This window comes from Paenibacillus sp. GCM10027626 (assembly GCF_042676285.1).
In the GTDB taxonomy this organism is placed as follows: Bacteria; Bacillota; Bacilli; order Paenibacillales; family Paenibacillaceae; genus Paenibacillus_Z.
Map to the genome: position 1 here is coordinate 15,606 of NZ_JBHTHC010000005.1, position 22,811 is coordinate 38,416.

Consider the following 22,811-nt stretch of genomic DNA (forward strand, 5'->3'; position numbering starts at 1 on the left):
ATGAAGCCGCTCAGCGACCATTCCCCTTATTAAGAGTCCGATAGTTCAGTTCCAATGTATCGAGCAAATGTGCCAAAATGGTATTTGAATGTGCTAGCAGAGACATCTGATCCATCATTTGATCTGGATGTTGGACATATCTACCTGGTTCGATTTCATCACTACAATATTCAATCAGCTTTTTGATGCTGTCATTGCTGCTTTCCAGATGAAATTGCAGCCCAATCACATGACCACTATACTCGAATGCCTGATTAACGCAACCAAGACTGATCACAGCCGTCTTGACTTCATCAGGTAATTCAAACGTATCTCCATGCCAGTGAAAAGGAACGTACTCCTGAGGAAATTGTTTAAAAAATACAGAGTTCTTGGACTCTTCCGTCATTTTTACAGGATGCCAGCCAATTTCCTTATACGGATTTCTGTATACTTTTCCGCAAAGTGCTTCTGCAATCAACTGCGCGCCCAAGCATATACCAAACACCAGCTTCTGTTGCCGAATCGTTTCTTTAATAAACGCCTTCTCATGAACAAGCCATGGAAAACGTTCCTCGTCGTATACCCCCATCGGACCGCCCAAGACGACGAGCATATCGAACTCTGACTGAAGTGGGAAATGTGTGCTTTCATATAATAAAGTACCGCTCAACGCATAGCCTTTATCCATAACCCAATCAGCTATTCGTTCAGGCGATTCGAATGGAACATGCTGCAAGTAATGAATTCTCAACTTATTCCACTTCCCTAAAGTATTCTTTCGTTTTGTTCAGTGCAAAAAGAAGTTGCTCTACATCCTCTTCCGTATTATATAAATAAAAGCTGGCACGAGCCGTAGCACTGGCTCCAAAATGTCTCATCAACGGTTGACAGCAATGATGCCCGGCACGAATCGCTACGCCGTACGAGTCCAAAACCGTAGCCAGATCATGCGGATGGATCGTGCCCAAATTAAACGTCACCAATCCAAACCGACCTTCCTCCGGACCATACATCGTTAAATGTTCGATTTGCTTCATTCGTTCTACCGCATAGCTGGTCAACAGCTTGTCATGCGCTTCGATGACATCCAGCCCGATTTGCTCAAGAAAATCAATAGCCGAGCCCAAGCCAACTGCGCCTGCGATAATTGGCGTGCCCCCTTCGAATTTCCACGGGAGCTCCTTCCAGGATGCGTCATACAGACCCACTTCAGCAATCATTTCTCCACCGAATTCAATCGGCTCCATTTGCTCGAGATAAGCTTTTTTTCCATATAACACCCCAATGCCGGTTGGCCCGCACATTTTATGTCCCGAGAAGACATAAAAGTCACAATCCAATTCTTGAACGTCCACCTTGATATGCGGAATGCTCTGGGCTCCATCTACCATGACGACTGCCCCATGCTTATGAGCGATTGTTGCGATTTGCTTCACTGGATTGGCAACACCCAATACATTGGAAATATGTGAAACAGATACGATTTTTGTGCGATCTGTGATCGTTTTTTCCGCCGCTTCGATCGAAAATGTCCCATCGGTTTGCAGCGGTATATATTTCAACACTGCACCTGTCGCCTTTGCTGCTTGCTGCCAAGGAAGAAGATTGCTGTGGTGCTCCATAGCTGAGACGACAATCTCATCGCCCTCTTTGCATGCCGCTCGTGCATAACTGCTTGCCACAAGGTTAATGGATGAAGTTGTCCCGCGCGTAAAAATAATTTCCTCAACCCGTTCTGCACGGATAAAACGAGCTACTTTCGCCCGCGCTCCTTCATAAGCATCCGTTGCGCGCGTACCTAACGTGTGAACCCCTCGATGGACGTTCGCGCTATCTCGTTCATAATAGTGTTTCAAGACCTCAATGACCTGAATCGGTTTTTGAGCCGATGCTGCGCTATCCAGGTAGGCGAGCGGATGACCGTTAACTTTTTGACCCAATATAGGGAAGAGTCTTCTTAGGTTAGAAGTATCCAAAATCATCACCCTTTATTGCTGATTTTAGTCAGTGCTTGATAATGAGCGCTGATCGTCCTTTCGATATCCTCTTCGGAATGAGCTGCCGAGACGAAACTCACCTCGTAAGGTGTAGGAGCAGTTAAAATGCCAGCCTCCAGCATGGCTGCATAATATGCTTTAAATAGCTGCATATTTGAACCTTTAGCAGTAGTATAGTCTACAACCTCTTGCTCCGAAAAAAAGGTTGAAAACATGGAGCCTACCCTGTTTATCTTGAGCGGTATGCCTGTCAGTTCAGCATTTTCCTCAAAACCATCTGCCAATCTGGTCGCTTTTCTGTCCAGCTCCTCATACAATCCTGGCTCTTCAAGCAATCGCAAGGTTGTATATCCTGCCGCCATAGCGAGCGGATTGCCTGACAATGTTCCCGCCTGATAGATGGACCCAACAGGAGCAACCTGTTCCATAATCTCACGTTTACCGCCGTAAGCGCCGACGGGTAACCCACCTCCAATAACCTTGCCGAGACAGGTAAGATCCGGATCGATTCCATACAGCCCTTGCGCCCCATGAAAACCTACGCGATATCCCGTCATCACTTCATCAAAAATAAGCAAGCTGCCATACTGCTTTGTAATCTCGCGCAATCCTTGGAGAAATCCAGAAGTTGGCGGGATAACCCCCATATTCCCCGCAACAGGCTCGACGATAACAGCCGCAATTTGTTCCCCACATTGTTCGAATAGAAAGCGGACACTGTCCATGCTATTATAGGGCGCTGTAAGCGTATGAGCAGCAACATTATCGGGTACTCCCGGACTATCCGGCAATCCTAGAGTAGCGATGCCCGACCCTGACTTGATTAATAGCGCATCGGCATGTCCGTGATATCCGCCTTGAAATTTTACGATTTTTTGCCGCTTTGTATAACCTCTTGCCAATCGTAATGCGCTCATTGAAGCTTCCGTACCGGAGTTCACCATACGTACCATTTCAATAGATGGCATACTTTTGCATATCCATTCAGCCATTTTAATTTCAAGCTCCGTAGACAAGCCAAAGCTGGTTCCGCGAGACGCTGCTTCCTTGATCGCCTCCACCACTTCAGGATGAGCATGCCCGAGGATCAAAGGCCCCCACGACCCGATATAATCGATAAATTCGTTGCCATCGATATCGAACACCCGAGCCCCTTGAGCTCTTGCCGCAAAAACAGGCGGTAAGTCTACCGTTGAAAATGCACGAACAGGGCTGTTTACCCCACCAGGTATCACTCTTTTGGCTCGCTCGAATGCCGCTATGGAACAGGAATCCTTTCTTTTTGCGCTGAGATTCATAGTTGCCCCCCCCTTTAGCTAAATCGCCTTGGCTTCGATAACTACCTTGATGTTTTTTACAGTTAAATCTTGCGGTCCTCTTACAGGCAATCCGACTTCCAGATGCTCATGAATGTATCGGATATGTTGTTCCGCTATGACTTCCCCAGGCAGTAAAATAGGAATACCCGGGGGATACACATAAACAGACTCTGCCATGATGCGCCCAGCAGATTGCGCAAAGGGAATGCGTTCGACCTCCCCATAAAAGGCATCTCTTGGCGTCAAAGCAAGCAGCGGAATTTCAGGTAATTTGACATCAATGGCTCCGGCTTCCGCTTTTGAGTTTTGATGAACTTTGGCAAGTTCAGCTAAACCGTCCAGCAAACAATCTACCGTTTCTGTCGAATCACCTGGTGTGATTAGGCAAAGAATGTTGTACAAATCGCTCAGTTCTACTTCAATATTGTAGTGCTCCCGCAGCCATTCTTCCGCAGCATACCCGGTAATGCCTAACTCTCGGACATGTACGGTAAGCTTCGTAGGGTCGAAATCAAAGGCCGCATCCGTCCACAGAATCTCCCTGCCGAAAGAAGCCAGACCGGGAATTTGGTTGATCTGATCTCTGGCGTATTCCGCTAGTTGAATCGCTTTTGCTGCCATTTTCGAGCCATTCAAGGCAAGATGCTTCCGTGATGTGTCCAGGGAACTCAAAAGAATATAGGATGTCGATGTTGTTGTCAGCATGCTAAAGATGGTTTGTACTTTTTCACGCTGAATAAGCCCTTTATTAATATGGAGCAACGAGCTTTGTGTCAACGATCCGCCAAGCTTGTGCATGCTTGTTGCAGCCATATCTGCTCCAGCCTGCATAGCTGATAACGGAAGCATGTTATGAAAGTGGAGCAATGCCCCATGCGCCTCATCAACAAGTACCGGTATGCCGTAATCATGAACTAAATCGACAATAGCTTTCAGATCGGTACATACACCGAAATAGGTTGGATTGATTACAAGCACCGCTTTGGCGTCCGCATGCCTATCAATCGCCTTCTTCACTGAACGAACAGAAATGCCATGATCGATCCCCCATCGCTTATCTCTCTCAGGAGTGACAAATACAGGCTTGGCCCCTGCAAAAATGATGGCAGATAAAATCGACTTATGCAGGTTGCGCGGCACAATAATTTTGTCGCCCGGCCCACACACAGACATAATCATCGTTATTATCGCACTGCTCGTTCCTTGCACAGAAAATAATGTATAGTCCGCGTCAAAAGCATGGGCAGCCATGCGTTGTGCTTCGTCAATCACGCCAGTAGGCTGGTGCAAATCATCCAATGGCGCAATATTGATCAAGTCAATGGACAGGGCATTTTCGCCCAGAAATGTTTTAAACCCGGCTTCCATCCCTTCTCCTTTTTTATGGCCTGGTATATGAAAAGGAATCGGGTTTCGATTCGCATGCTCGAGCAATGCAGTAAACAATGGTGTACGGTGGTGATCCATATTGTTGTTCAATTCCTTTCAAAACGAGAGATCAAGTCAACTTATGGTTAATTTTAAATTGAATCGGATCATTGTTCAATTCAATTGATTATATAACAACGATAGGATTCGCCTATGAAAAAGGAGGAGGAAATAAAGTCAGATGCGAGGAAGACGTTTCTCCACAGCGATTCTAGACTTTGAATGAGGGAGTATGTTCGGGGCATTCTTGGAGTGAGGCTTCGTGGGTAAGATACTTTTGGATCATCTTGCAATAATGAGGCGCGGTGATATCGCCGGTATTCGGAAGAAAATGAATGCAACCTGTACAGGGTTCCGAGACAACGAGATGCCCTTTCTTTTGCAGGGTAGAAATAATAGAGCCGAGCCCAATCTCGAAATGCGTCAGCAATTCCTCTGGAATAGACTGAAGTGCTTCTTCTAGTAGATGCCCCCAATTGTCAAGCTTGTTAACGACTGCCCTTCCCTTTGAAGTTAAGGAGAGCAAGGTCACTCGGCGATCTTCGGCTTTTTGCGATTTATGGATCAGCCCTCTTCTCACTAATCCATTGAGTATTTTCACGGCCGTTACATGAGTCGTACCGATTGTATTGGCGAAGTTACCTACCGTAGCCACATCGCTTCGTGTGTGTGCGGCGAACAGCAATGCCTGGACTTGTACAGGGGATAATCCCAGGGTATCGCTTTCGGCCTGCGTCACTTTTTTGATCGCCTGGGACATTCGGAATAAAGCCATGCCGATGCGCGCTGAGCGATTATCTTTTCGATACTGAGGATCAAATATCATTGCTTGTCGTACCTCTCATATGGATAGCTGTCTCTTATATATATTACATGCAATGCAAGTCGGATAAAAGCATAATGTATTAACAAAAGAAGGTGCCGCTAAGAGCACCTTCTTTTGTAATGCTTAACCTTTTACATCCTCGAGACTAGCACCGAAATTGATATGATATACATTTCCGCCAATCACCAAGGCTGGAACGGATTTAACACCCGCCTTCTCCGCTTCTTCGATCCGGTTTCGCGCTGTACCGAGATGCACAATTTCCGTAGTAATCTTTGATTTGTCAAGATAATCAACCACCACTTGCTCCGCATCTACACAAACGGGACAACCTGCATGATAAAAAACTGCTTGTGCCATTGACATTCACTCCTTTATATTTTATGTAGCTTTGCTACTTATTTAAATTATAAAAAAGGATACGGGCATGATCAATCTCAAATTGCTTATCGTTATCATAGGCAAATATGATGATCGTTCAAATCGACTTCACGATATCGTAAGGGCGCAGGAAAACGTGGTCGGCTGGCAATTGTTTATTTACCGCGCCCCATACAGCCAAACCGAAGTCGACTCCCGCGCCTTTTGCGCATTCCATGTCATAGACTGAATCCCCGATATACAATACTTCGCTAGGATCAAGATCGGCAATTTCCAAATATTTCAACAGCGGATCGGAATAAGGCTTATGGCGCTTGGTATCGTCTGCGCATATGGCAACTGGGAAATAACGCTTGAGTCCATGAGGTGTAAACTCATGGTGAAATTGTGTTCTTGTTTTTGAAGTAACGATGCCCAAATGCAAGTCGCCCAAGGTCAAGGTAGCCAACACACTTTCGATTTCCGGAAATATACTTATCTGCTCATGATGCTCCGCGAAATACTGTGACATTTTGCTCATAGCGTTCTCCATGTTCAGGTCGTCTATACCGAATTTTGCAAAAGTATGCGAACTAGGCGTGCCAAATTCTTCGGCCATTCTCTCGTAGCCGACCTCGATTCCCCGCATGTCGCGTACGGTTTTTATAAGAGATTGGGTGATCGCTTTTTCCGTGTCGATCAATGTTCCATCTACGTCGAAAACAACGGCTTTATAAAGCATCAGTTCTGTCTCCTTTTCCGTTAGTTACAGCGCGATAAGAGCGGACGGCAACCGGGTCCCCCTCCCGATTGCCGTCGCAAATAACTGCAATGCCAAATCTATGCTCTTGTCAAAGACGCACCGTGCACGATAGAATGAAATTGCATGAGTGCTTGTGCGGGATCCGCGGCCTGCCAAATATTCCGTCCGATGACGATGCCTTTGACCCCCAACTGCATCGCTCGATCCAGCTTGGACAGAAACTGGTTGAAGTTGTCGGCTTGCGGTCCTCCCGCCAAAAATACCGGCGAATCAACGCTTGCCAAAATTTCCTTCAATACGCCCTCGTCTTCCGGATGTTCGATTTTAAGCAAATCAGCGCCCAACTCATAGGCAATCCGGATCGTTTTTACGATATTGCCCCCTGTGACGTTACTTCCTGTTGTAAACGCCTCCACAACGAGCGGCATCCCCGCATCCCGACATTGTTCTGCGATGCTCGCTATATGTCTTGTATTCTCGGCGTCCGCATCGGCAGTTGTTCCATCCGATCGAATATACCAAACGACCGCCGCGTCAGCGTTTACTCTTAACGCATCCTGAACGGTAGCTATCGCAGAAATGTTCAGCCTCTTCGGAGTCGGCCGATCGAACGCGTTCGTGCGATCAAGCCGAAGCCAGAACGCCGTACTGTTCGCCTGTCCCAAACTTGATGCGGCCCATAGACTCGCTTTCGGCCCGAGTAAAATCGCGTCGGCAACGCCTTTCACGCAAGTAGCGCTGATGGTTCCGAGATCGTGAAGTCCAGGCATCACTCCCGCGGACAATCCGTGATCGAGACCGACGACCATTGCTCTGCCGTCCTCCCGAAACAGCTTCGACAGCCTCCGTTGCCTGCCAAGCCCTGGTAATGTTGCAATGTTAGCGATTAATGTCATCTTGTCACCTCTTGATAAACTACTTTATATGATTAGGCAGTGTGGTTCCGAACCTGATCACCGTGATTCGGTTCGATTAAATTTGATTGTTCCGACTCTGGTAACGGCCTAGCAAACAGACGGGCTAAACCGAATTTGTACAAAAGGCATCCAATCACGCCGCCAGCAAGCGGACCGCCGATCGTAATAAACATTGATAGACCGTCCCGAGGTCCCGGAAATGCTACACTTCCGAATCCCATAAAAGCAAGCATGATTCGCGGACCGAGGTCTCGAGCAGGGTTCAGCGAAGTCATCGTATGCGCGCCCGTCACGACCGTCAGCATGGTGACGAGTATGACAATGCCGATCGGCAAACCCCAGGGTGCCGGGGAATTCTCGTTACGAGCTTCCGTCAAAACCAATACCACGATGGCCAGCAAGGCTGTGCCAAGCAATTCAGTCGCAAATCCTCGCCATACCGGCACGATTGCATAAGCGTGAACGTCGATGCCGACGATCCCTGGATGAGGAGAGTAAGGGGCCAGCATCATGGCGATTTTTTCGCTGCCAATGGCTCCCATTTCAATCCCTTTGCGCAAAGCGAAGTCACGGATCGCATCGCCGAATACAAGCACAACGGCTGCGGCTCCCCCGAAAGCGCCCATCACCTGGGCTGTCCAGTAAGGGATCACTTTACGCCACGGATGACGTCCGATGATTGCAAAACCGAGCGTGACCGCCGGATTCAGATGCGCCCCCGATATCGAACCGGTTACCCAAACCGCAAGAGCAACAGAAAATCCCCAAGCTAAACCTGCACTGAACAAGTCAGCGGCATGCCCGTAAGTGACGGCGATCACCACTGCCGAACAGCCAAAGAGGACAAGAAGAAAAGTGCCTACTGCTTCGCCAGCATATTTTTTCAACCAACTGTTTCTCATGCAGTGTCCCCTACCTCTTCGGTTGATTTAAAACTTGTTCAAGCAGGTGCGCCAAATGATCATTGCGGGCATACGAGATTTGCGTACCTGGGCGGGTAACACTATCGGAAGCAAGCATATTGGCCAACTCGATAGCCTTGAGCGGTTCAAGACCCGCCGCGATTCCATAAGAGAACGCGCCGCAGAAGGCGTCGCCGGCTCCTGTTGTGTCCTTGGCATCGACAGTTGGCGCTAATAGCTCGATAATATCGTTCCCACTGCCAGGCATATAAAGCAATGCACCGTTTTTGCCTAATGTAACGACCAGATTCACACGAGTACGATCACCGAATTGGCGAACCGCCTGATGAAGATCCGAAGCATCGATGCCTGCCATTTCTTTTGCAAGTAGGGCAAATTCCGTTTCGTTCGGAATCAGCCAATCGGTATTGTCGAGAATTTCTTTTTGTACAGGAGCTGCAGGGCCGGGGTTCAAAATTGTCGTCGCTCCGACTTCTTTCGCCCTTTGAAAGCCGCGCAAAATGGAAGATTGTGGGATTTCCAACTGCGAAATGATCACATCTGGCTTAGGCAACCGATCGAACGCTTCGTCAACCATCTCGGGAGATACTTCCTCGTTGGCTCCGGCGCCCAGCACAATCCGGTTGTCGCTAGTCTTTTCCACCCAGATAGCCGCTACGCCGCTGTAATTGTCCGGGACAATTTTTACGAACGAAGTGTCGACACCGTTCTGTTCAAACGTTTCGATCCACTTCGGACCAAAAACATCGTCGCCGACACACGTCACCATGGAAACTTTAGCTCCGAGGATTGCCGCCATGATAGCCTGATTGGCGCCTTTGCCGCCGAAGCCTTGCACGAATCCTCGACCGAATACGGTTTCTCCGCGTTCCGGGAACCGTTCCAGATAAGACAGAAGATCAACCATATTGCTTCCTACTACCGTAATATTTGGATGTTGTTTCATTGAATGTGCCTCCCAAGTAGTTTCAGTATGAATCTCTCTACCACATCCATTATCGCTGAAACCGATCCGAATGAGACGGTACGCTTCTTCTATAGCGCTTACATTCTAGGACTGCGTGCTCCAACACTTATACAGGCAGGTAATCGTGTCGTCTATTGGCCCACCTCTTTCCCATTATAATTTCTCTTGATCCGGAGATGAATATAAAGCTTCGATAAATTCGTCTATAATGGTATATATACCTCTATATACATCTCTAAGTTAAAGAGTATCATACCAGCTTCAATGCTGTCAATGGCATTATTCCAATCGCATTGTTTAGTTGTTTAAATTGCGAAACACAAAAAACACCTTCCGCAAAGAAGGTGCAGAGTTTACAACTTTAAGAGCGGCTTTCATGAGCGTTCGAGAATAGAAGTCAATTTCATTCGATCACTTCGCAGCCATACTTTGGAATATTCGAGCGGCGCATTGTCCGAAGAAAAGGTCACTTGTTCCAAAAGAATAATCGGGGTCCCTTCATCGATTTCCAATAAGGACGAAATCCGCTCGTCCGATCCGCATGCAACGAATGAACGTTTGCCGCGGCGAATGCTCAAACCGTAATCACGCTCGATAATGGAAAATAGCGTCTCTTTCTCGAAGTTGTATTTGTCGAGGTTTGGGAACAGTTTGGCTGGCAAATAGTTTTCAAGATAGACGACCGGACAATGATCAAACGATCGGACACGTCTCAAAAAGTAAAGCGATTCGCCTTTGGACAAGCCAAGGTGCTGGTCGAACGGTTTGACGGCAGGAATAAGCTCTATGCCAAGGAGAACGGTCGAAAACTCATTATTATTGCTATCAAGCGTTTCAGCGATCGATACGAGCCGTTCTGCCACAGGCGATTCGATTTGCCGTCCTACGACGAACGTGCCTTTGCCGTGGATTTGCACCAGTACGCCTTCGTCAATCAAATTTTTAATCGCTTGTTTGATCGTCCCTCGACTGATCTCAAGCGACGCAGCAAGATCAATCTCCGATAACAACTTATGCTGTGGACCCCACTCGCCGCTATTGATTTTTTGTTTCATCCAGGTTTGCACCTGTACGTAAAGCGGTTCAGGACTATTTTTATCTATAAATGGCATAATGGCACCATCCTTAAATAACGTTCATATACATCAATATACCTTTAATCATAAAAAAATACAAATGTTCAAAGGTGAATGAATCAAGAAAGCGACCGGTAGATCACCCGAATGATCGGGACTCCAACAGTCGCTGCTTCCCCATTAAAATTCAACCATTCCTCTTTTGAAACTCAGTCAGAAAATCCGCCAGTGCTTTGCAATGCTCATAAGGTACCGCATTATAAATGGAGGCGCGGAGATGCCCCGCATCTCGATGGCCTTTTAATCCCATGAACCCTTCCTGCTCCAGTTCAACAAGCAACTTGTTTTCAATTTCCGGACTGGATGCACGAAAGGTAACGTTCATCATCGATCTGCTGTCCTTATAAGCCAATCCTTTATAAAATCCGCCGCTGTTGTCGAGCACATGATAAAGCAGCTCCGCTTTCTGCTGGTTGTGGACAGCCAGGCTCTGTACTCCCCCCTGATTCACAATCCACCTGAGCACAAGGTTGACCATATACACAGAAAAAACGGGCGGTGTGTTGTAGAGCGAATGATGTTTGACATGCATGTTATAACTTAATATATCGGGAATTGTGTCCGGAATGCTCCCCAGCAAAGAGCGGCGGACAATGACGATCGTAACGCCTGCAGGTCCCAAATTTTTCTGAGCGCCTGCATATATCAATGAAAATCGGGATGCTTCAATGGGACGGGAAAAAATATCGCTAGACATATCCACTACTAAAGGAACATGTCCGGTATCAGGGAGGCTTCGGCATTGGATGCCGTCAATCGTTTCGTTGGATGTGAGATGGACATACGCCATCTCCTTCGGAATATTCAAGTTGCTTAGATCGGGCATCTGTTTGAAACTTTGTTTCTCCCCGCTTGCCAACACGAGGGTCTGCCCTATTTTCTGCGCTTCTTGCCACGCCTTTCCCGACCATGTCCCACAGTGTATATACCCCGCAACTTTTCCTTCTGTCAAAAAGTTGATCGGCACCATCGAAAATTGCAGGCTTGCCCCTCCGTGAAGAAATAAAACCTCATAATCTGAAGAGAGACCCATCAGCTCTTTAATCAACTGTTGCGCTTCATGATGGATGGCTTCGTATGCTTTGCTTCGATGGGAGATTTCCAGAATGGATGCGCCAATCCCTTGATAATTTCGCAATTCTTCTTGTGCTTCCTGCAATACTTCCGCAGGCAACGCTCCCGGACCGGCATTAAAATTATAGGTATTCGCCATAGCTTAGCACTCCTGTAGACCTTCATATAAAGGGAATTGCGACGTGATTTCCTGCACACTTCTTCGTATTTGCTCCTTGGCGACTGAACTCTCAGGATTTTTAAGTGCAAGTCCAATAAGCCGAGCAATTTCTTTCATTTCTTGGATTCCCAATCCTCTTGTTGTCATAGCTGGAGTTCCGAAGCGAATGCCGCTCGTCACAAGCGGGCTTGCCGTATCATGAGGAATCGCATTTTTATTCACCGTAATCCCCACCTCATCGAGTATGCTTTCAGCTTCTTTTCCAGTTAGTCCGATCGGGCGCAGGTCGAGCAAAATTATATGATTGTCGGTCCCTTCCGATACAACAGTTAACCCTTCATTTAATAATGCCTCAGCCAATGCTTGGGCGTTAACCAGCACTTTTTCGATATAAGATTTGAATTCCGGTTGCATCGCTTCGCCGAACGCAACCGCTTTTGCCGCGATAGCATGCATAAGAGGGCCACCTTGGACTCTAGGAAAGATCGCTTTATCAATCGCTTGCGCCCACGGCTTACGGCACATGATAATACCGCCTCTTGGACCTCGCAGCGTTTTATGTGTTGTCGTCGTAACAAAGTGCGCGTGCGGAATGGGGCTAGGATGGAATCCTGCCGCGACAATTCCTGCAATATGCGCCATATCTACAAAGAAAAGTGCTCCTACTTCGGCTGCGATTTGCGCAAACAGCTCAAAATCGATCGTTCGCGGATAAGCGCTGGCGCCAGCAACGATCATACGCGGGCGATGTTTATGAGCGAGCTTTCGCACAGCTTCGAAATCAATAAGCGCCGACTTTTCATCTACCCCATAAGGTACAAAATTGTAGAATCTTCCGGAAAAATTAACTGGGCTCCCGTGTGTTAGATGGCCGCCATGAGATAGATTCATTCCTAAAATCGTATCTCCTAGTTCAACGGAAGCAAAATAAACCGCCATATTTGCCTGAGCGCCGGAATGAGGCTGCACATTGACATGTTCTGCAGCAAAGAGGGTTTTCGCACGCACTATAGCCAGTTCCTCGACTCGGTCCACATATTCACAACCGCCATAGTACCTTCTTCCCGGATATCCTTCGGCATACTTATTGGTCAAAACCGTACCCGTTGCTTCCATAACCGCTCGGCTCACAAAATTTTCCGAAGCAATCAGCTCTATTTTATTCCGCTGTCGTGCTGCTTCTTGCCAAATGGCGTTCACAATGGTTTTGTCCTGTTGTTCCAATACTTTCACAGATATCATCCTTTCCATATAACGCATTGCAATCGCAACGATTTTCATGATAGTAGCTATCAATGGATTATACCTCAGGCGCACAACATAGCCTCGATTTGATTGCCCAAGCCCTGTTGCAAGAAGGAGCAACCGTTTCGGTTGAAGATCCCGGCTTTCCTGCTGCCTGGATGGCGATGAAATACCGGCGTATGCAAGTTGTATCTGTCCCAGTCGACGAGCATGGGCTATGCGTAGATGGCATTCACCCTGAATCCAGACTTGTGTATGTTACGCCATCGCACCAGTGCGCGGTTGGCGTGATTATGTCGGAACCTCGCAGGCAACAATTGCTGCATTTGGCTGCGGAGCAATCATTTTGGATCGTCGAGGATGATTACGACAGCGAGTTTCGCTATCGCGGCGACCCGCTTCCCGCTTTATTCAGTCAGCGGCCTCAAAACAAGGCTGGGTACTCGGTTTCGCTAAAGTGGATGAAGCTGCCATTGAAGAAGGGATTAAACGTCTGGCAGAGATCCTATTGCACAAGTAGCTCTGCCAGACGTTTGCTTATAGGGTAGCCTCGCCTGCGCTGCCAGCCCGTTCTTTCAGCACCTTGTTCAAAATGTCGATCGCTTGATCGATCTCATCGCAGGTTACGTATAAGCTTGGCATAAAACGGATGACATGGGTTCCTCCCGCTAGAACAAGCAGTCCATTCTGGTGCAGCTTCTGAATGATCGGCGCAACAGGTTCGGCAAATTCAATACCTATCAGCAATCCTACTCCTCGAACGGCACAGATGGCTGGATAAGCTTTTAACTCCTTGCGCAGCTTATCCAGCGCATATGCTCCCGTCTGTTGCGCTTGCTTTGCCAATCCGTCCTCCAGCATTATTTCAATCGTTGCCAGCCCTGCTGCCATAGGGAGAGGTGAACCGCCAAACGTGGAAGCATGGCTGCCGGCCGAAAATGCCTCTCTCAGCTTCTCCTTCCCCAGCATCGCCCCAATCGGTAACCCGCTGGCCAATCCCTTCGCCAGTGTGGTGATATCCGGTTCGATGCCATACTGTTCATAAGCGAACAGGCTCCCCGTTCTCCCGATTCCGGTTTGCACTTCATCGACGATCAGGAGAATTCCTTCCTCTTGGCATAGCTTGGCAAGTTCAAATACGAATTTGGGTTCGGCAAGATGAACGCCGCTCTCTCCCTGCACCAGTTCCAGCATAACAGCCGCCGTTTTGTCCGTAATGCTGTTTCTTACACTCTGAATATCGTTAAAACGCGCATGCACAAACCCTTCCGGCAACGGCAGGTAGCCATCTTTGACCTTCTCTTGTCCGGTAGCTGTCAAAGTAGCCATTGTACGACCATGGAACGATTGTTCAAACGTAATAATCTCATAGCGGTTATTTCCCAGCACGCGCTGATGATACCGGCGAGCGCATTTGATCGCCGCTTCGTTTGCTTCAGCGCCGCTATTGCAGAAAAACACAAGATCCGCACAACTGATTGTCACAAGCTTCTCGGCAAGCTCTTCTTGAACCGGGATATGAAACAAATTGGACACATGCCATAATTGCTCCAGTTGCTCTTGAATCCGCTCCTTTACCCGCTCCGGAACATGACCTAGATTACAAACAGCAAGTCCTGCCATAAAGTCCAAATACGATTTCCCTTCATCATCCCACAAGGTGGTTTGATGTCCTCTCACCAGTGTGAGTGGGAACTTATTATAGGTAGGAAATAAATAACTCTTTTTCAGATTAATCACCGCTTTCTTATGCACTGTTACTTGCCGCGTTCCTGCATCCGTTCATATCCAGCAAACTGGATATTTGGATTCCTTTCATCGGCGTTCCCAAGTAGGTATCGTCGGTGATATAAAGTCGCGGCCACGCAACGCAGTTGTTGATGTGTTCATATTTTCTCTCCCCCTTACTCGTCCTGACGCCCATTCTCATTCCAGTAATAGCTGTCCGGCAAATAACGCTCTCCGAATACTTTTGTCCCTACGCGAATAATGGTAGCTCCTTCCTCAATGGCCACCTTGAAATCGCCGGACATGCCCATCGAGAGGACATCCATTTCTACACGCGGGAAACTTCTCTCCTGAATTTGTGCTTGTATGGATTTCAAAAGCCGGAAGCAATGCCGGGTCTCCTCGTTGGTCGCATTCAGTTTGCCAATCGTCATCAGACCTTTTATATTTAAAGTTTCAAACTGGGACAGTTGTTCTACCAATTCCAGAGCAGATTCAGGAGAAACCCCAAATTTGCTCTCCTCGTAGGACGTATTGATTTGCACCAGAATATCCATCGTCTTGTTCTCTTTAACAAGCTGCTGGTGCAGAGCCTGGCCCAATTTCATACGATCCACAGAGTGAATGAGCGTCACATATTTGACGACATCCTTCACTTTGTTCGTCTGCAAATGCCCGATAAAATGCCACTCCACCCGATTATATTGCTGCATAAGCGGGAATTTGTCCCGAAGCTCCTGGGCTTTGTTTTCCCCAAACAGAACCTCCCCCGCCTGCATCGCCATTTGCAATTTTTCAAGCGTTACCGTTTTGGTCGCGAGCAATAATTTCACGTCCTCGGTTTTACGCCCCGATGCTTGGCAAGCTAATTCCATCTGCTGTCTTACGCTTTTGAGATTCTCTTCAACTAAATTGCTCATGTCTACGCCCCTCCTTCTTCACCATGCTCGTCAAAGGAGATTTCCCGCACGCGCTTGATTTCCGGTATCACGAGTAAGGACTCCATCACGTTCCTGGATGCTTTTTTATCAATTTTTAAAATCATGACTGCCGAGCCGCCAACTTCGTTTCTCCCCACTTGCATCGTGGCAATATTTATGCCGCTATCTCCAAGCAATGTTCCCACCCGTCCAATGATGCCGGGCATATCCTGCTGTGAAATCAATAAAACATGTCCTTCAGGTGGAAGCTCAACCGGATAGGGGCCAATTCGGACAAGACGTCCCCCAACGCCGGGCAGTGATGTCCCTGTCACCCATCTCTCCTCGATGGTTGTCTTTAGTCGAATGGTAAGCTCGCTGGACGCGCTCTCGGTAAACAACGATTTTTGTACCGTAAGGTGAATGTCACGAAACTTCGCCAGGTGAATGGCATTGACGACATTGACCTGTTCCGCGCCGAGATGGTGGGAAAGTATACCCTTAAGCACATACGGGAGCAACGGAGATGTGTCCAGATCCGCAAGTTCGCCTGCGCATTCCACCGTAACTTCTCGTATCGCGCCATCCGTCATCTGGACAAGTGAATTCCCCAGTTGTTCGCACAAGGTGAACCAGGGCTGTAATTGATTGAGCAGGTCGGATGGAACGTCCGGCATATTGACTGCATTTTTAAATGGTTCCTGTCGCAGGATATGAATCACTTGTTCAGAAACATCAACAGCGACATTCTCTTGCGCTTCCAAAGTGGACGCGCCCAAGTGCGGGGTAACGATGATTTTGGGATGCCTTAGGAATGGGTGATCGGGTGGCGGAGGCTCGTGTTCAAATACATCGAAGGCGGCGCCTGCCACAATCCCTGCATCGAGCGCTTCAACAAGCGCCGACTCGTCAATAATTCCCCCGCGTGCGCAGTTGATGATCCGCATGCCCCGCTTCATAACATCGAACTGCGGCTTCGAAATCATATGATGCGTTTCATTCGTTAGCGGCGTATGAACCGTAATAAAATCGGCAGTACGGATGATGGTATCTACGGTTGCCAGCTTGATCCCCAGTTTGCCCGCCCTTTCTTCTGGAAAAAAGGGATCGTACCCGATAACGGTCATGCCAAACGCCGCTGCGCGTTTAGCTACTTCGATCCCGATACGGCCAAGTCCGAGCACACCTAGCGTCTTATTTCGCAATTCAACGCCTAGGAATGATTTGCGATCCCACTGCCCGGAAACGGTTTTGGCATAGGCTTGCGGAATATACCGGGCGAGTGACATCATCATCGCAAAGGTATGCTCGCACGTCGTGACCGTATTGCCGTCGGGTGCATTGACCACGACAATCCCTCGGCTTGTCGCAGCATCCAAATCAATGTTGTCCACCCCAACTCCTGCCCGACCGATGACTTGCAAACGAACGGCTGCCTCTATGATGCGCTTAGTCACTTTCGTTTGAGAACGGACGAGCAGCGCATCATAGGAATGAATGACAGAAATGAGCTCCTCTTCGCTCAGCCCCGTTATTTTGGCGACCTCCATATCTTCAGCACGAGTCAACTGCTGCAATCCAAAATCGCTTATTGGATCTGACACCAGAACTTTAAACATGATCTTCACTCCCTCTCTATGCGAAGACTGTACAATAGTGAATGCGGGTTTGTAGTCTGTATACCCATGCGTGTTTGAGAAACACAACGTCAGTTTATCAAAGTATGGTTTGTTTCTATATATCCAAAAACGATGTATTTGAGCAATCCATAAAACAGTGTTGATTCTCAAGTCCCATCATCCCTATCTCGAAGGTAGAAAAAAAAACAAGAATCACCAGGATTCCTGCGGTCTATTTTTGTTGGCTATGTTAAATTCTGTTAGATCAATCGATTTAGATTGTTATTCTTTTTCAAATCCATAATCTCGTTCGACCTTACAAACTCTCGTTTTATATCTGAGATACCAATCAGACATACCTTTTCTTTGAGCAATCAAATGTCGTTCGTTCTGCTTCCATTTTTGTATAGCTTCGAGAGATTCCCAATATGATACTGTAATACCTAAGCCCTCTCTGGCACTTTCTACGCCTAAAAATCCGGGTTGGACAGATGCAAGTTTAACCATTTCCTCTACCATTTCCGAATACCCTTTATCCTCATCAGTTCTTTCAGATGTAAAAATCACTGCGTAATAAGGTGCTTTTGGTGTTTGGGCAATTTCACTCATGACTTTCCTCCGTTAAAATAATTATTTGGGTGCGGTCCATCAAATATCAACAACAAAGTTTAACATAGCCTTTTTGTTATTAACGGGTTGCGTTCTCCTCCTGAATCGCTCCGGCAAACTTATCCAGCGCCTTCAGCAGCAAAGAGCGTGGACATGCAAGATTCACGCGCAAGTAACCGGCTCCTTGTTCGCCGAATAGGGACCCTTCGACGAAGGCGACGCCCGCCTTGTCGAACATGAGCTGTTTCAGCTCCGCAGGCTTGTCCGAGATCGCTGTACAGTCCAGCCATACCGTATACGTTCCTTCCGGCGACATCGCTTTCACCTGCGGCAAATGCTCCGTCACGTAGGCAAGCAGCGCATCGCGATTGCCCTCCAAATAGACGAGCAGTTGGTCCAGCCATTCGTCACCGTGCGTATAGCTTGCCTCGGTCGCGGTCAGGCCGAAGCACGACTCCATATGAATGGACAGCGTTTTGAGCGCCGTATTGTATTGGCGGCGAATATCTGCATTCGGGATGACGACGGCTGCCGCTTGCAAGCCCGCGAGATTGAACGTTTTGCTCGGCCCAATGCAGGTAATGGAGTGCTGAGCGCACGCCTCGGACAAGGAGGCATACGGTACGTGCTTATGCCCGGAGAAAACGAGATCGTGATGAATTTCGTCCGCGACGACAAGCAATCCATGCTTTGTGCAAATTTCCGCCACCTGCTCCAACTCCTCGCGCGTCCACACGCGTCCGCCCGGATTGTGCGGCGTACACAGCAGCAGCACTTTCGCCCCGGCCGCGGCCTGCTTTTCAAGCAGCTCGAAATTCATCTCGTATCGGCCGCCCCGAAGGATTAGCGGATTGTTCACAACCTCCCGCCCGTTCATTCGAATGACATCGTAGAACGGATAATAAACCGGCGATTGCAAAATAACGCCGTCCCCCGGCTGCGTGAACGTCTGCACCGCCAGACTAAGGGCAGGCACGACTCCCGGGCTGGATGAAAGCCAGTCTTGCTCGATTCTCCACCCATGGCGTCGCGACAGCCACCCGACAATCGCATCGTAATAGCTTTGCGGTCGCATCGTATATCCGTAAATGCCATGCTCCGCTCGATGTTTAATTGCCTCTACGACTTCCTTCGGGGGTTCGAAATCCATGTCCGCTATCCACAAAGGCAAAATATCGGATCGCCCGAACAGCTTCTCGGATTGATCCCACTTATAGGAGGCTGTCCCCGTCCGGTCGATGTGTTTGTCGAAATCGTATTTCATGCGTTTTCCTCCGATCCGTTTTATCCGCTGATTTCCTGTTCCACAGCATTGCATGGATGAAGAACACTATGCTAGTATATCAGTAGATGGATTGGTCACTAACATCCAAAAACCATTTATTCAAACAATCCAAAAAGCGCTAATTTCATTTCAATATGTAAAGGGGGGATCGAATTGCTGAAAGTAAACCGGGATGATAAAAGACCTCTATGGCAACAATTGCTCGATCAGGCAATCGCTCATATTAACAATGGCATCTGGAAGCCAGGGGAACTTCTAACACCTACTCGAGAGCTTGCTCAACAGTTGAGAGTGTCTCGTTCCACCATCCAAATTGTATATGACGAACTCCTAACCCGCGGTTATACGGTAACATCAGGCCGTGGGGGGACACGTGTCAATGATTGGATTCAGATCACTGATAAATCCGCTCCCTCACTAGATCCGCCACAGCTACCTGAGCTGCCTTTGCTGATCGAACAATCGCAACAATGGTTTAGAAGTAAGGATAACCAGGAATCGGTCATTGATTTTAGTCCCTATCAACCTTTTGTGGACACGCATTTGTTAAAAACGTGGCGCAAATCGTATTTGAATGCCTCTTCCCGATTCAATGTTTCTTCCTGGTTCTACGGGGATGCTTATGGCTTCGAGCCGTTACGCCGACAGATCCAACGTTATTTATCGCTAGAACGTGGGATTCATATTCAAACGAATCAAATCTTGCTAACATCCGGAGCTCAGCACAGTATTGATCTCATCGCACAAACCCTTTTGACTAAAGGCGATACCATAACCGTCGAGGACCCCGGCTATCCCGTTGCTTGGATGACGATGAAACACCGGCAAATGAAGGTTGCTCCTGTTCCTGTTGATGAGTACGGTCTTGTCGTAGAGAAGATACCCTCTGATGCGAAGCTCATACTTGTAACCCCTGCTCATCAGTGTGCCGTAGGTGTAATGTTATCAGAACCACGCAGACAGCAGCTTTTGCATAGAGCCGCTCAGCAACGTGCATGGATTGTCGAGGATGATTACGATAGTGAATTCCGGTATCGTGGAGACCCGATGCTCACTTTATTTAGCCAACTTCCACAAAATTGTCTCTATTTAATAAGTTTCTCGAAATTGACCATGCCGGGCATTCGCATATCCGCTATCATCGGCCCTGCCGAAGCGATTGCACAACTGGCTCGTGTGCAAGCCTTCACCTATCGCCACCTCCCGATCATGGAACAGTTGGCACTGGCACATTTCATCGAGCATGGGTATTTTATGCGCCATATGCGACGAGCCAGAAATATCTATAGACGCCGTCATGAAATCATGCAAAAGGCGATTATAGCCAGTGGTCTCGGAAACAAGTTCACGTTGCGAGGGATTGAGACCGGCCTGCATGTACTACTGGAAGCGGATGAATCGTTTGACGAGGATACGATGACCCTCCGGGCGCTTCAGGGCGGAGTTCGAGTACACCAACTTCAATCCTATTGTCTGGAGAGCAGACGCAAAGGGTGGGTATTAGGCTTTGCCAAGGTAGACGAAAGGCTTATCGTGGAAGGCATGTATCGATTGGCTGAAACCGTTTTGTAGCGTGTATAGGTAAGATCAATAAAAGAGCCGCCGTCTCTTCAAAAAGATTCGCGGCTCTTGACTTTCCCTATTGTTCCTATTAGTGATAATCACTATTTTCGTCTCCTTCCTGCTATGGACAAATGTTACCTTCAATCATTCTCCGTAACTGAGAGAACAGTCATGACTTCTCGCAGCGATCTCAAAAACTTATCGTTCTGTTCAGCACTTCCAACCGTTACTCTGATGTGGGTTGGAAAGCCTAGGGCGTGACCTCCCCGTACGATAACACCTTTCTTAAGCAACTCATCAAACATGGTTTTGGACGGGCGTTGTACATCAACCAAGATAAAGTTGCCATGCGGTTCGAAATAACGTAATCCCATATTGTCAAATTCTGAACGGAGTTGAATGATCCCTTCCCGATTGTGCATACGGCATCTCTCGACGAACGCCTGATCTTCCAGCGAAGCAAAGGCTGCTGCCTGTGCGAATCGACTCGTATTAAACGGTTCTCTGACCTGATTGATTGTACGGATCACATCAGGGTGTCCGATCCCGTATCCAATTCGCATGGAGGCCAGCCCATATATTTTCGAAAATGTCCGGAGTAGAACAAGATTAGGATAGTCCTTCAACAGACGAAGCCCATCCGGATAATCTTTATGCGTGACATAATCGGAATAGGCTTCGTCCACCACGACGAGCACATGCGGCGGAATCAGGCGCAAAAAGCGCTCCAATTCAGCATGACTAACCATCGTTCCCGTCGGATTATTGGGATTGCAAATCCAGACAATTTTGGTTCGCTCGCTCAGTCTTGACAGTATGCCATGGAGATCATGTTTCCCCTCTTTATTATGTGGGACCTCAATGCAGACTGCGTTTTCTATCTCCGAATTATGTTTGTATTGGGGAAAAGTGTGCGTCGACATGATCGTCTCATCCCCCGCAACCAAATAGGCACGAGCCACCATAAGAATCACCTCATCCGACCCTGCGCCTAAAATAATCTGATTGAGCTGAACATCGAGCATCTCAGCCAGCTTGAGCCGCAATGCACCAGCTTCGCCGTCTGGATAGTAATGGATGTTTTCCATTTCTACACGAATTGCCTCAATCGCACTTTGCGAGCAACCAAATGGATTTTCGTTAGAGGCTAGCTTGACCACCTCCGTCAAACCCAATTCATGCTTCACTTCTTCAATTGGTTTCCCCGGCTGGTATACAGGCAAATGTAGAACATTCATTTTCGGTTTCATCCGTCTCTCACCCTTTCTCGCTACTTCTTGATTCAAGAACCATTTGTAAAAAATAGGAGTGTAATGAAGTATCATCAGTCAATTCGGGATGAAAGGAGGTCGCTAGTAAAAGTCCTTGTCTTGCTGCTACAATTCGGTCATGATAGGTTGCTAAAACCTCGATACCAATGCCTACCTTTTGGATTAGAGGGGCTCGAATAAATACGGCCCGAACAGGTTGAGGGATACCTTTTATCGACAAAACGGTTTCGAAGCTTTCTTTCTGCCGTCCAAAGGCATTGCGGGATACTCTCATATTCATGAGAGAAAGATGAGCTTCCTCACCACTATCTATTTCATTGGCAAGTACAATCAGACCTGCGCAGGTACCAAATACAGGTTTTCCAGACATGGCAAACGATCGAATCTCCTCGATAAACCCATATTTCCTCATCATTTTCCCTATTGTTGTGCTTTCACCTCCAGGAATAATTATGCCATCAATACCGGTTAATTGTTCTTTTCGTTTAATGGCGATGCCAATTGCACCCACCTCACGAATCATGTTCAGATGCTCGTCCACTGCCCCTTGCAGTGCTAAAACGCCTATTTTCGTTTCCATAATGCCCCTCGTTCCTGCATGCTATTTATTTACTTGAAAATTGGAAATCTCGGATACAAGATCATAAATTGAGTATAATATCGAATTTATGATAAGACCATTCCGTTAATATTATAAAAACAATAGTTTTTTCCTATGA

The 22,811-nt window shown here is 47.7% G+C and carries 21 protein-coding genes and 1 pseudogene; 2 read left to right on the forward strand and 20 right to left on the reverse strand.

The window, feature by feature from the left end; all coding sequences use genetic code 11:
- Positions 1-10: 10 nt before the first annotated feature.
- The 13 genes from ACFQ0N_RS11560 to ACFQ0N_RS11620 form a co-directional block, all read right to left on the reverse strand.
- Positions 11-733, reverse strand: a complete 723-nt coding sequence (locus ACFQ0N_RS11560; protein WP_379326072.1) for a type 1 glutamine amidotransferase — start codon at positions 731-733, stop codon at positions 11-13.
- Position 734: 1 nt separating this feature from the next.
- Positions 735-1,964 (reverse strand): cysteine desulfurase, encoded by a 1,230-nt coding sequence (locus ACFQ0N_RS11565; protein WP_379326074.1) that lies wholly within the window; start codon positions 1,962-1,964, stop codon positions 735-737.
- Complete coding sequence (gene hemL / locus ACFQ0N_RS11570; protein WP_379326076.1) at positions 1,964-3,277, reverse strand: glutamate-1-semialdehyde 2,1-aminomutase; 1,314 nt, start codon at positions 3,275-3,277, stop codon at positions 1,964-1,966. Before hemL ends, ACFQ0N_RS11565 begins: the two co-directional genes overlap by 1 nt.
- Before the next feature lie 18 nt (positions 3,278-3,295).
- Positions 3,296-4,765 (reverse strand): aminotransferase class I/II-fold pyridoxal phosphate-dependent enzyme, encoded by a 1,470-nt coding sequence (locus tag ACFQ0N_RS11575; RefSeq protein ID WP_379326078.1) that lies wholly within the window; start codon positions 4,763-4,765, stop codon positions 3,296-3,298.
- A 172-nt stretch (positions 4,766-4,937) separates the two neighbouring features.
- Positions 4,938-5,552, reverse strand: a complete 615-nt coding sequence (locus ACFQ0N_RS11580) for a MarR family winged helix-turn-helix transcriptional regulator (protein ID WP_379326080.1) — start codon at positions 5,550-5,552, stop codon at positions 4,938-4,940.
- Positions 5,553-5,675: 123 nt separating this feature from the next.
- Positions 5,676-5,912, reverse strand: coding sequence for a thioredoxin family protein (locus ACFQ0N_RS11585; RefSeq protein ID WP_379326082.1), 237 nt, complete (start codon positions 5,910-5,912; stop codon positions 5,676-5,678).
- Positions 5,913-6,030: 118 nt separating this feature from the next.
- Complete coding sequence (locus ACFQ0N_RS11590) at positions 6,031-6,654, reverse strand: HAD family hydrolase (protein ID WP_379326084.1); 624 nt, start codon at positions 6,652-6,654, stop codon at positions 6,031-6,033.
- Positions 6,655-6,752: 98 nt separating this feature from the next.
- The gene (locus tag ACFQ0N_RS11595; protein WP_379326086.1) at positions 6,753-7,571 is read right to left on the reverse strand and encodes a class I fructose-bisphosphate aldolase; all 819 of its coding nucleotides are present in this window, start codon (positions 7,569-7,571) and stop codon (positions 6,753-6,755) included.
- 32 nt (positions 7,572-7,603) lie between these two features.
- Positions 7,604-8,494, reverse strand: a complete 891-nt coding sequence (locus ACFQ0N_RS11600) for an MIP/aquaporin family protein (RefSeq protein WP_379326088.1) — start codon at positions 8,492-8,494, stop codon at positions 7,604-7,606.
- Positions 8,495-8,504: 10 nt separating this feature from the next.
- Entirely contained in the window at positions 8,505-9,461 is a 957-nt protein-coding gene (locus tag ACFQ0N_RS11605) for a ribokinase (RefSeq protein ID WP_379326091.1), read from the reverse strand.
- Between the two features lie 395 nt (positions 9,462-9,856).
- Complete coding sequence (locus ACFQ0N_RS11610) at positions 9,857-10,594, reverse strand: GntR family transcriptional regulator (RefSeq protein WP_379326093.1); 738 nt, start codon at positions 10,592-10,594, stop codon at positions 9,857-9,859.
- Positions 10,595-10,745: 151 nt separating this feature from the next.
- Entirely contained in the window at positions 10,746-11,831 is a 1,086-nt protein-coding gene (gene serC, locus ACFQ0N_RS11615; protein ID WP_379326095.1) for a 3-phosphoserine/phosphohydroxythreonine transaminase, read from the reverse strand.
- Between the two features lie 3 nt (positions 11,832-11,834).
- Positions 11,835-13,133: a serine hydroxymethyltransferase gene (locus ACFQ0N_RS11620; RefSeq protein ID WP_379326097.1), complete on the reverse strand. Its 1,299-nt coding sequence runs from the start codon at positions 13,131-13,133 to the stop codon at positions 11,835-11,837.
- 23 nt (positions 13,134-13,156) lie between these two features.
- Here ACFQ0N_RS11620 and ACFQ0N_RS11625 point away from each other — a divergent pair.
- Positions 13,157-13,570 (forward strand): annotated as a pseudogene (locus ACFQ0N_RS11625) (MocR-like pyridoxine biosynthesis transcription factor PdxR); the annotation flags it as partial.
- A 64-nt stretch (positions 13,571-13,634) separates the two neighbouring features.
- Here the strand turns inward: ACFQ0N_RS11625 and ACFQ0N_RS11630 are convergent.
- The 5 genes from ACFQ0N_RS11630 to ACFQ0N_RS11650 form a co-directional block, all read right to left on the reverse strand.
- Positions 13,635-14,852 carry an acetylornithine transaminase gene (locus tag ACFQ0N_RS11630; RefSeq protein ID WP_379326099.1) on the reverse strand — a complete coding sequence of 406 codons (1,218 nt, stop codon included), beginning with the start codon at positions 14,850-14,852 and terminating at the stop codon, positions 13,635-13,637.
- Between the two features lie 149 nt (positions 14,853-15,001).
- A complete protein-coding gene (locus tag ACFQ0N_RS11635) occupies positions 15,002-15,745 on the reverse strand; it encodes a YggS family pyridoxal phosphate-dependent enzyme (RefSeq protein ID WP_379326101.1) in 744 nt (247 codons plus the stop codon).
- Between the two features lie 2 nt (positions 15,746-15,747).
- Positions 15,748-17,364: a phosphoglycerate dehydrogenase gene (serA, locus tag ACFQ0N_RS11640; RefSeq protein ID WP_379326103.1), complete on the reverse strand. Its 1,617-nt coding sequence runs from the start codon at positions 17,362-17,364 to the stop codon at positions 15,748-15,750.
- Between the two features lie 282 nt (positions 17,365-17,646).
- The gene (locus tag ACFQ0N_RS11645; RefSeq protein ID WP_379326105.1) at positions 17,647-17,973 is read right to left on the reverse strand and encodes an antibiotic biosynthesis monooxygenase family protein; all 327 of its coding nucleotides are present in this window, start codon (positions 17,971-17,973) and stop codon (positions 17,647-17,649) included.
- A 79-nt stretch (positions 17,974-18,052) separates the two neighbouring features.
- The gene (locus ACFQ0N_RS11650; protein ID WP_379326107.1) at positions 18,053-19,237 is read right to left on the reverse strand and encodes a MalY/PatB family protein; all 1,185 of its coding nucleotides are present in this window, start codon (positions 19,235-19,237) and stop codon (positions 18,053-18,055) included.
- Between the two features lie 174 nt (positions 19,238-19,411).
- On the opposite strand from ACFQ0N_RS11650, the gene pdxR reads away from it, so the two are divergent.
- Complete coding sequence (gene pdxR, locus ACFQ0N_RS11655) at positions 19,412-20,830, forward strand: MocR-like pyridoxine biosynthesis transcription factor PdxR (RefSeq protein ID WP_379326109.1); 1,419 nt, start codon at positions 19,412-19,414, stop codon at positions 20,828-20,830.
- Positions 20,831-20,961: 131 nt separating this feature from the next.
- On the opposite strand, the gene hisC is transcribed toward pdxR, so the two are convergent.
- On the reverse strand, positions 20,962-22,071 hold the full coding sequence (hisC, locus tag ACFQ0N_RS11660; protein WP_379326111.1) for a histidinol-phosphate transaminase: 1,110 nt from the start codon (positions 22,069-22,071) through the stop codon (positions 20,962-20,964).
- 7 nt (positions 22,072-22,078) lie between these two features.
- Positions 22,079-22,672, reverse strand: coding sequence for a pyridoxal 5'-phosphate synthase glutaminase subunit PdxT (gene pdxT / locus ACFQ0N_RS11665; protein WP_379326113.1), 594 nt, complete (start codon positions 22,670-22,672; stop codon positions 22,079-22,081).
- Positions 22,673-22,811 lie beyond the last annotated feature (139 nt).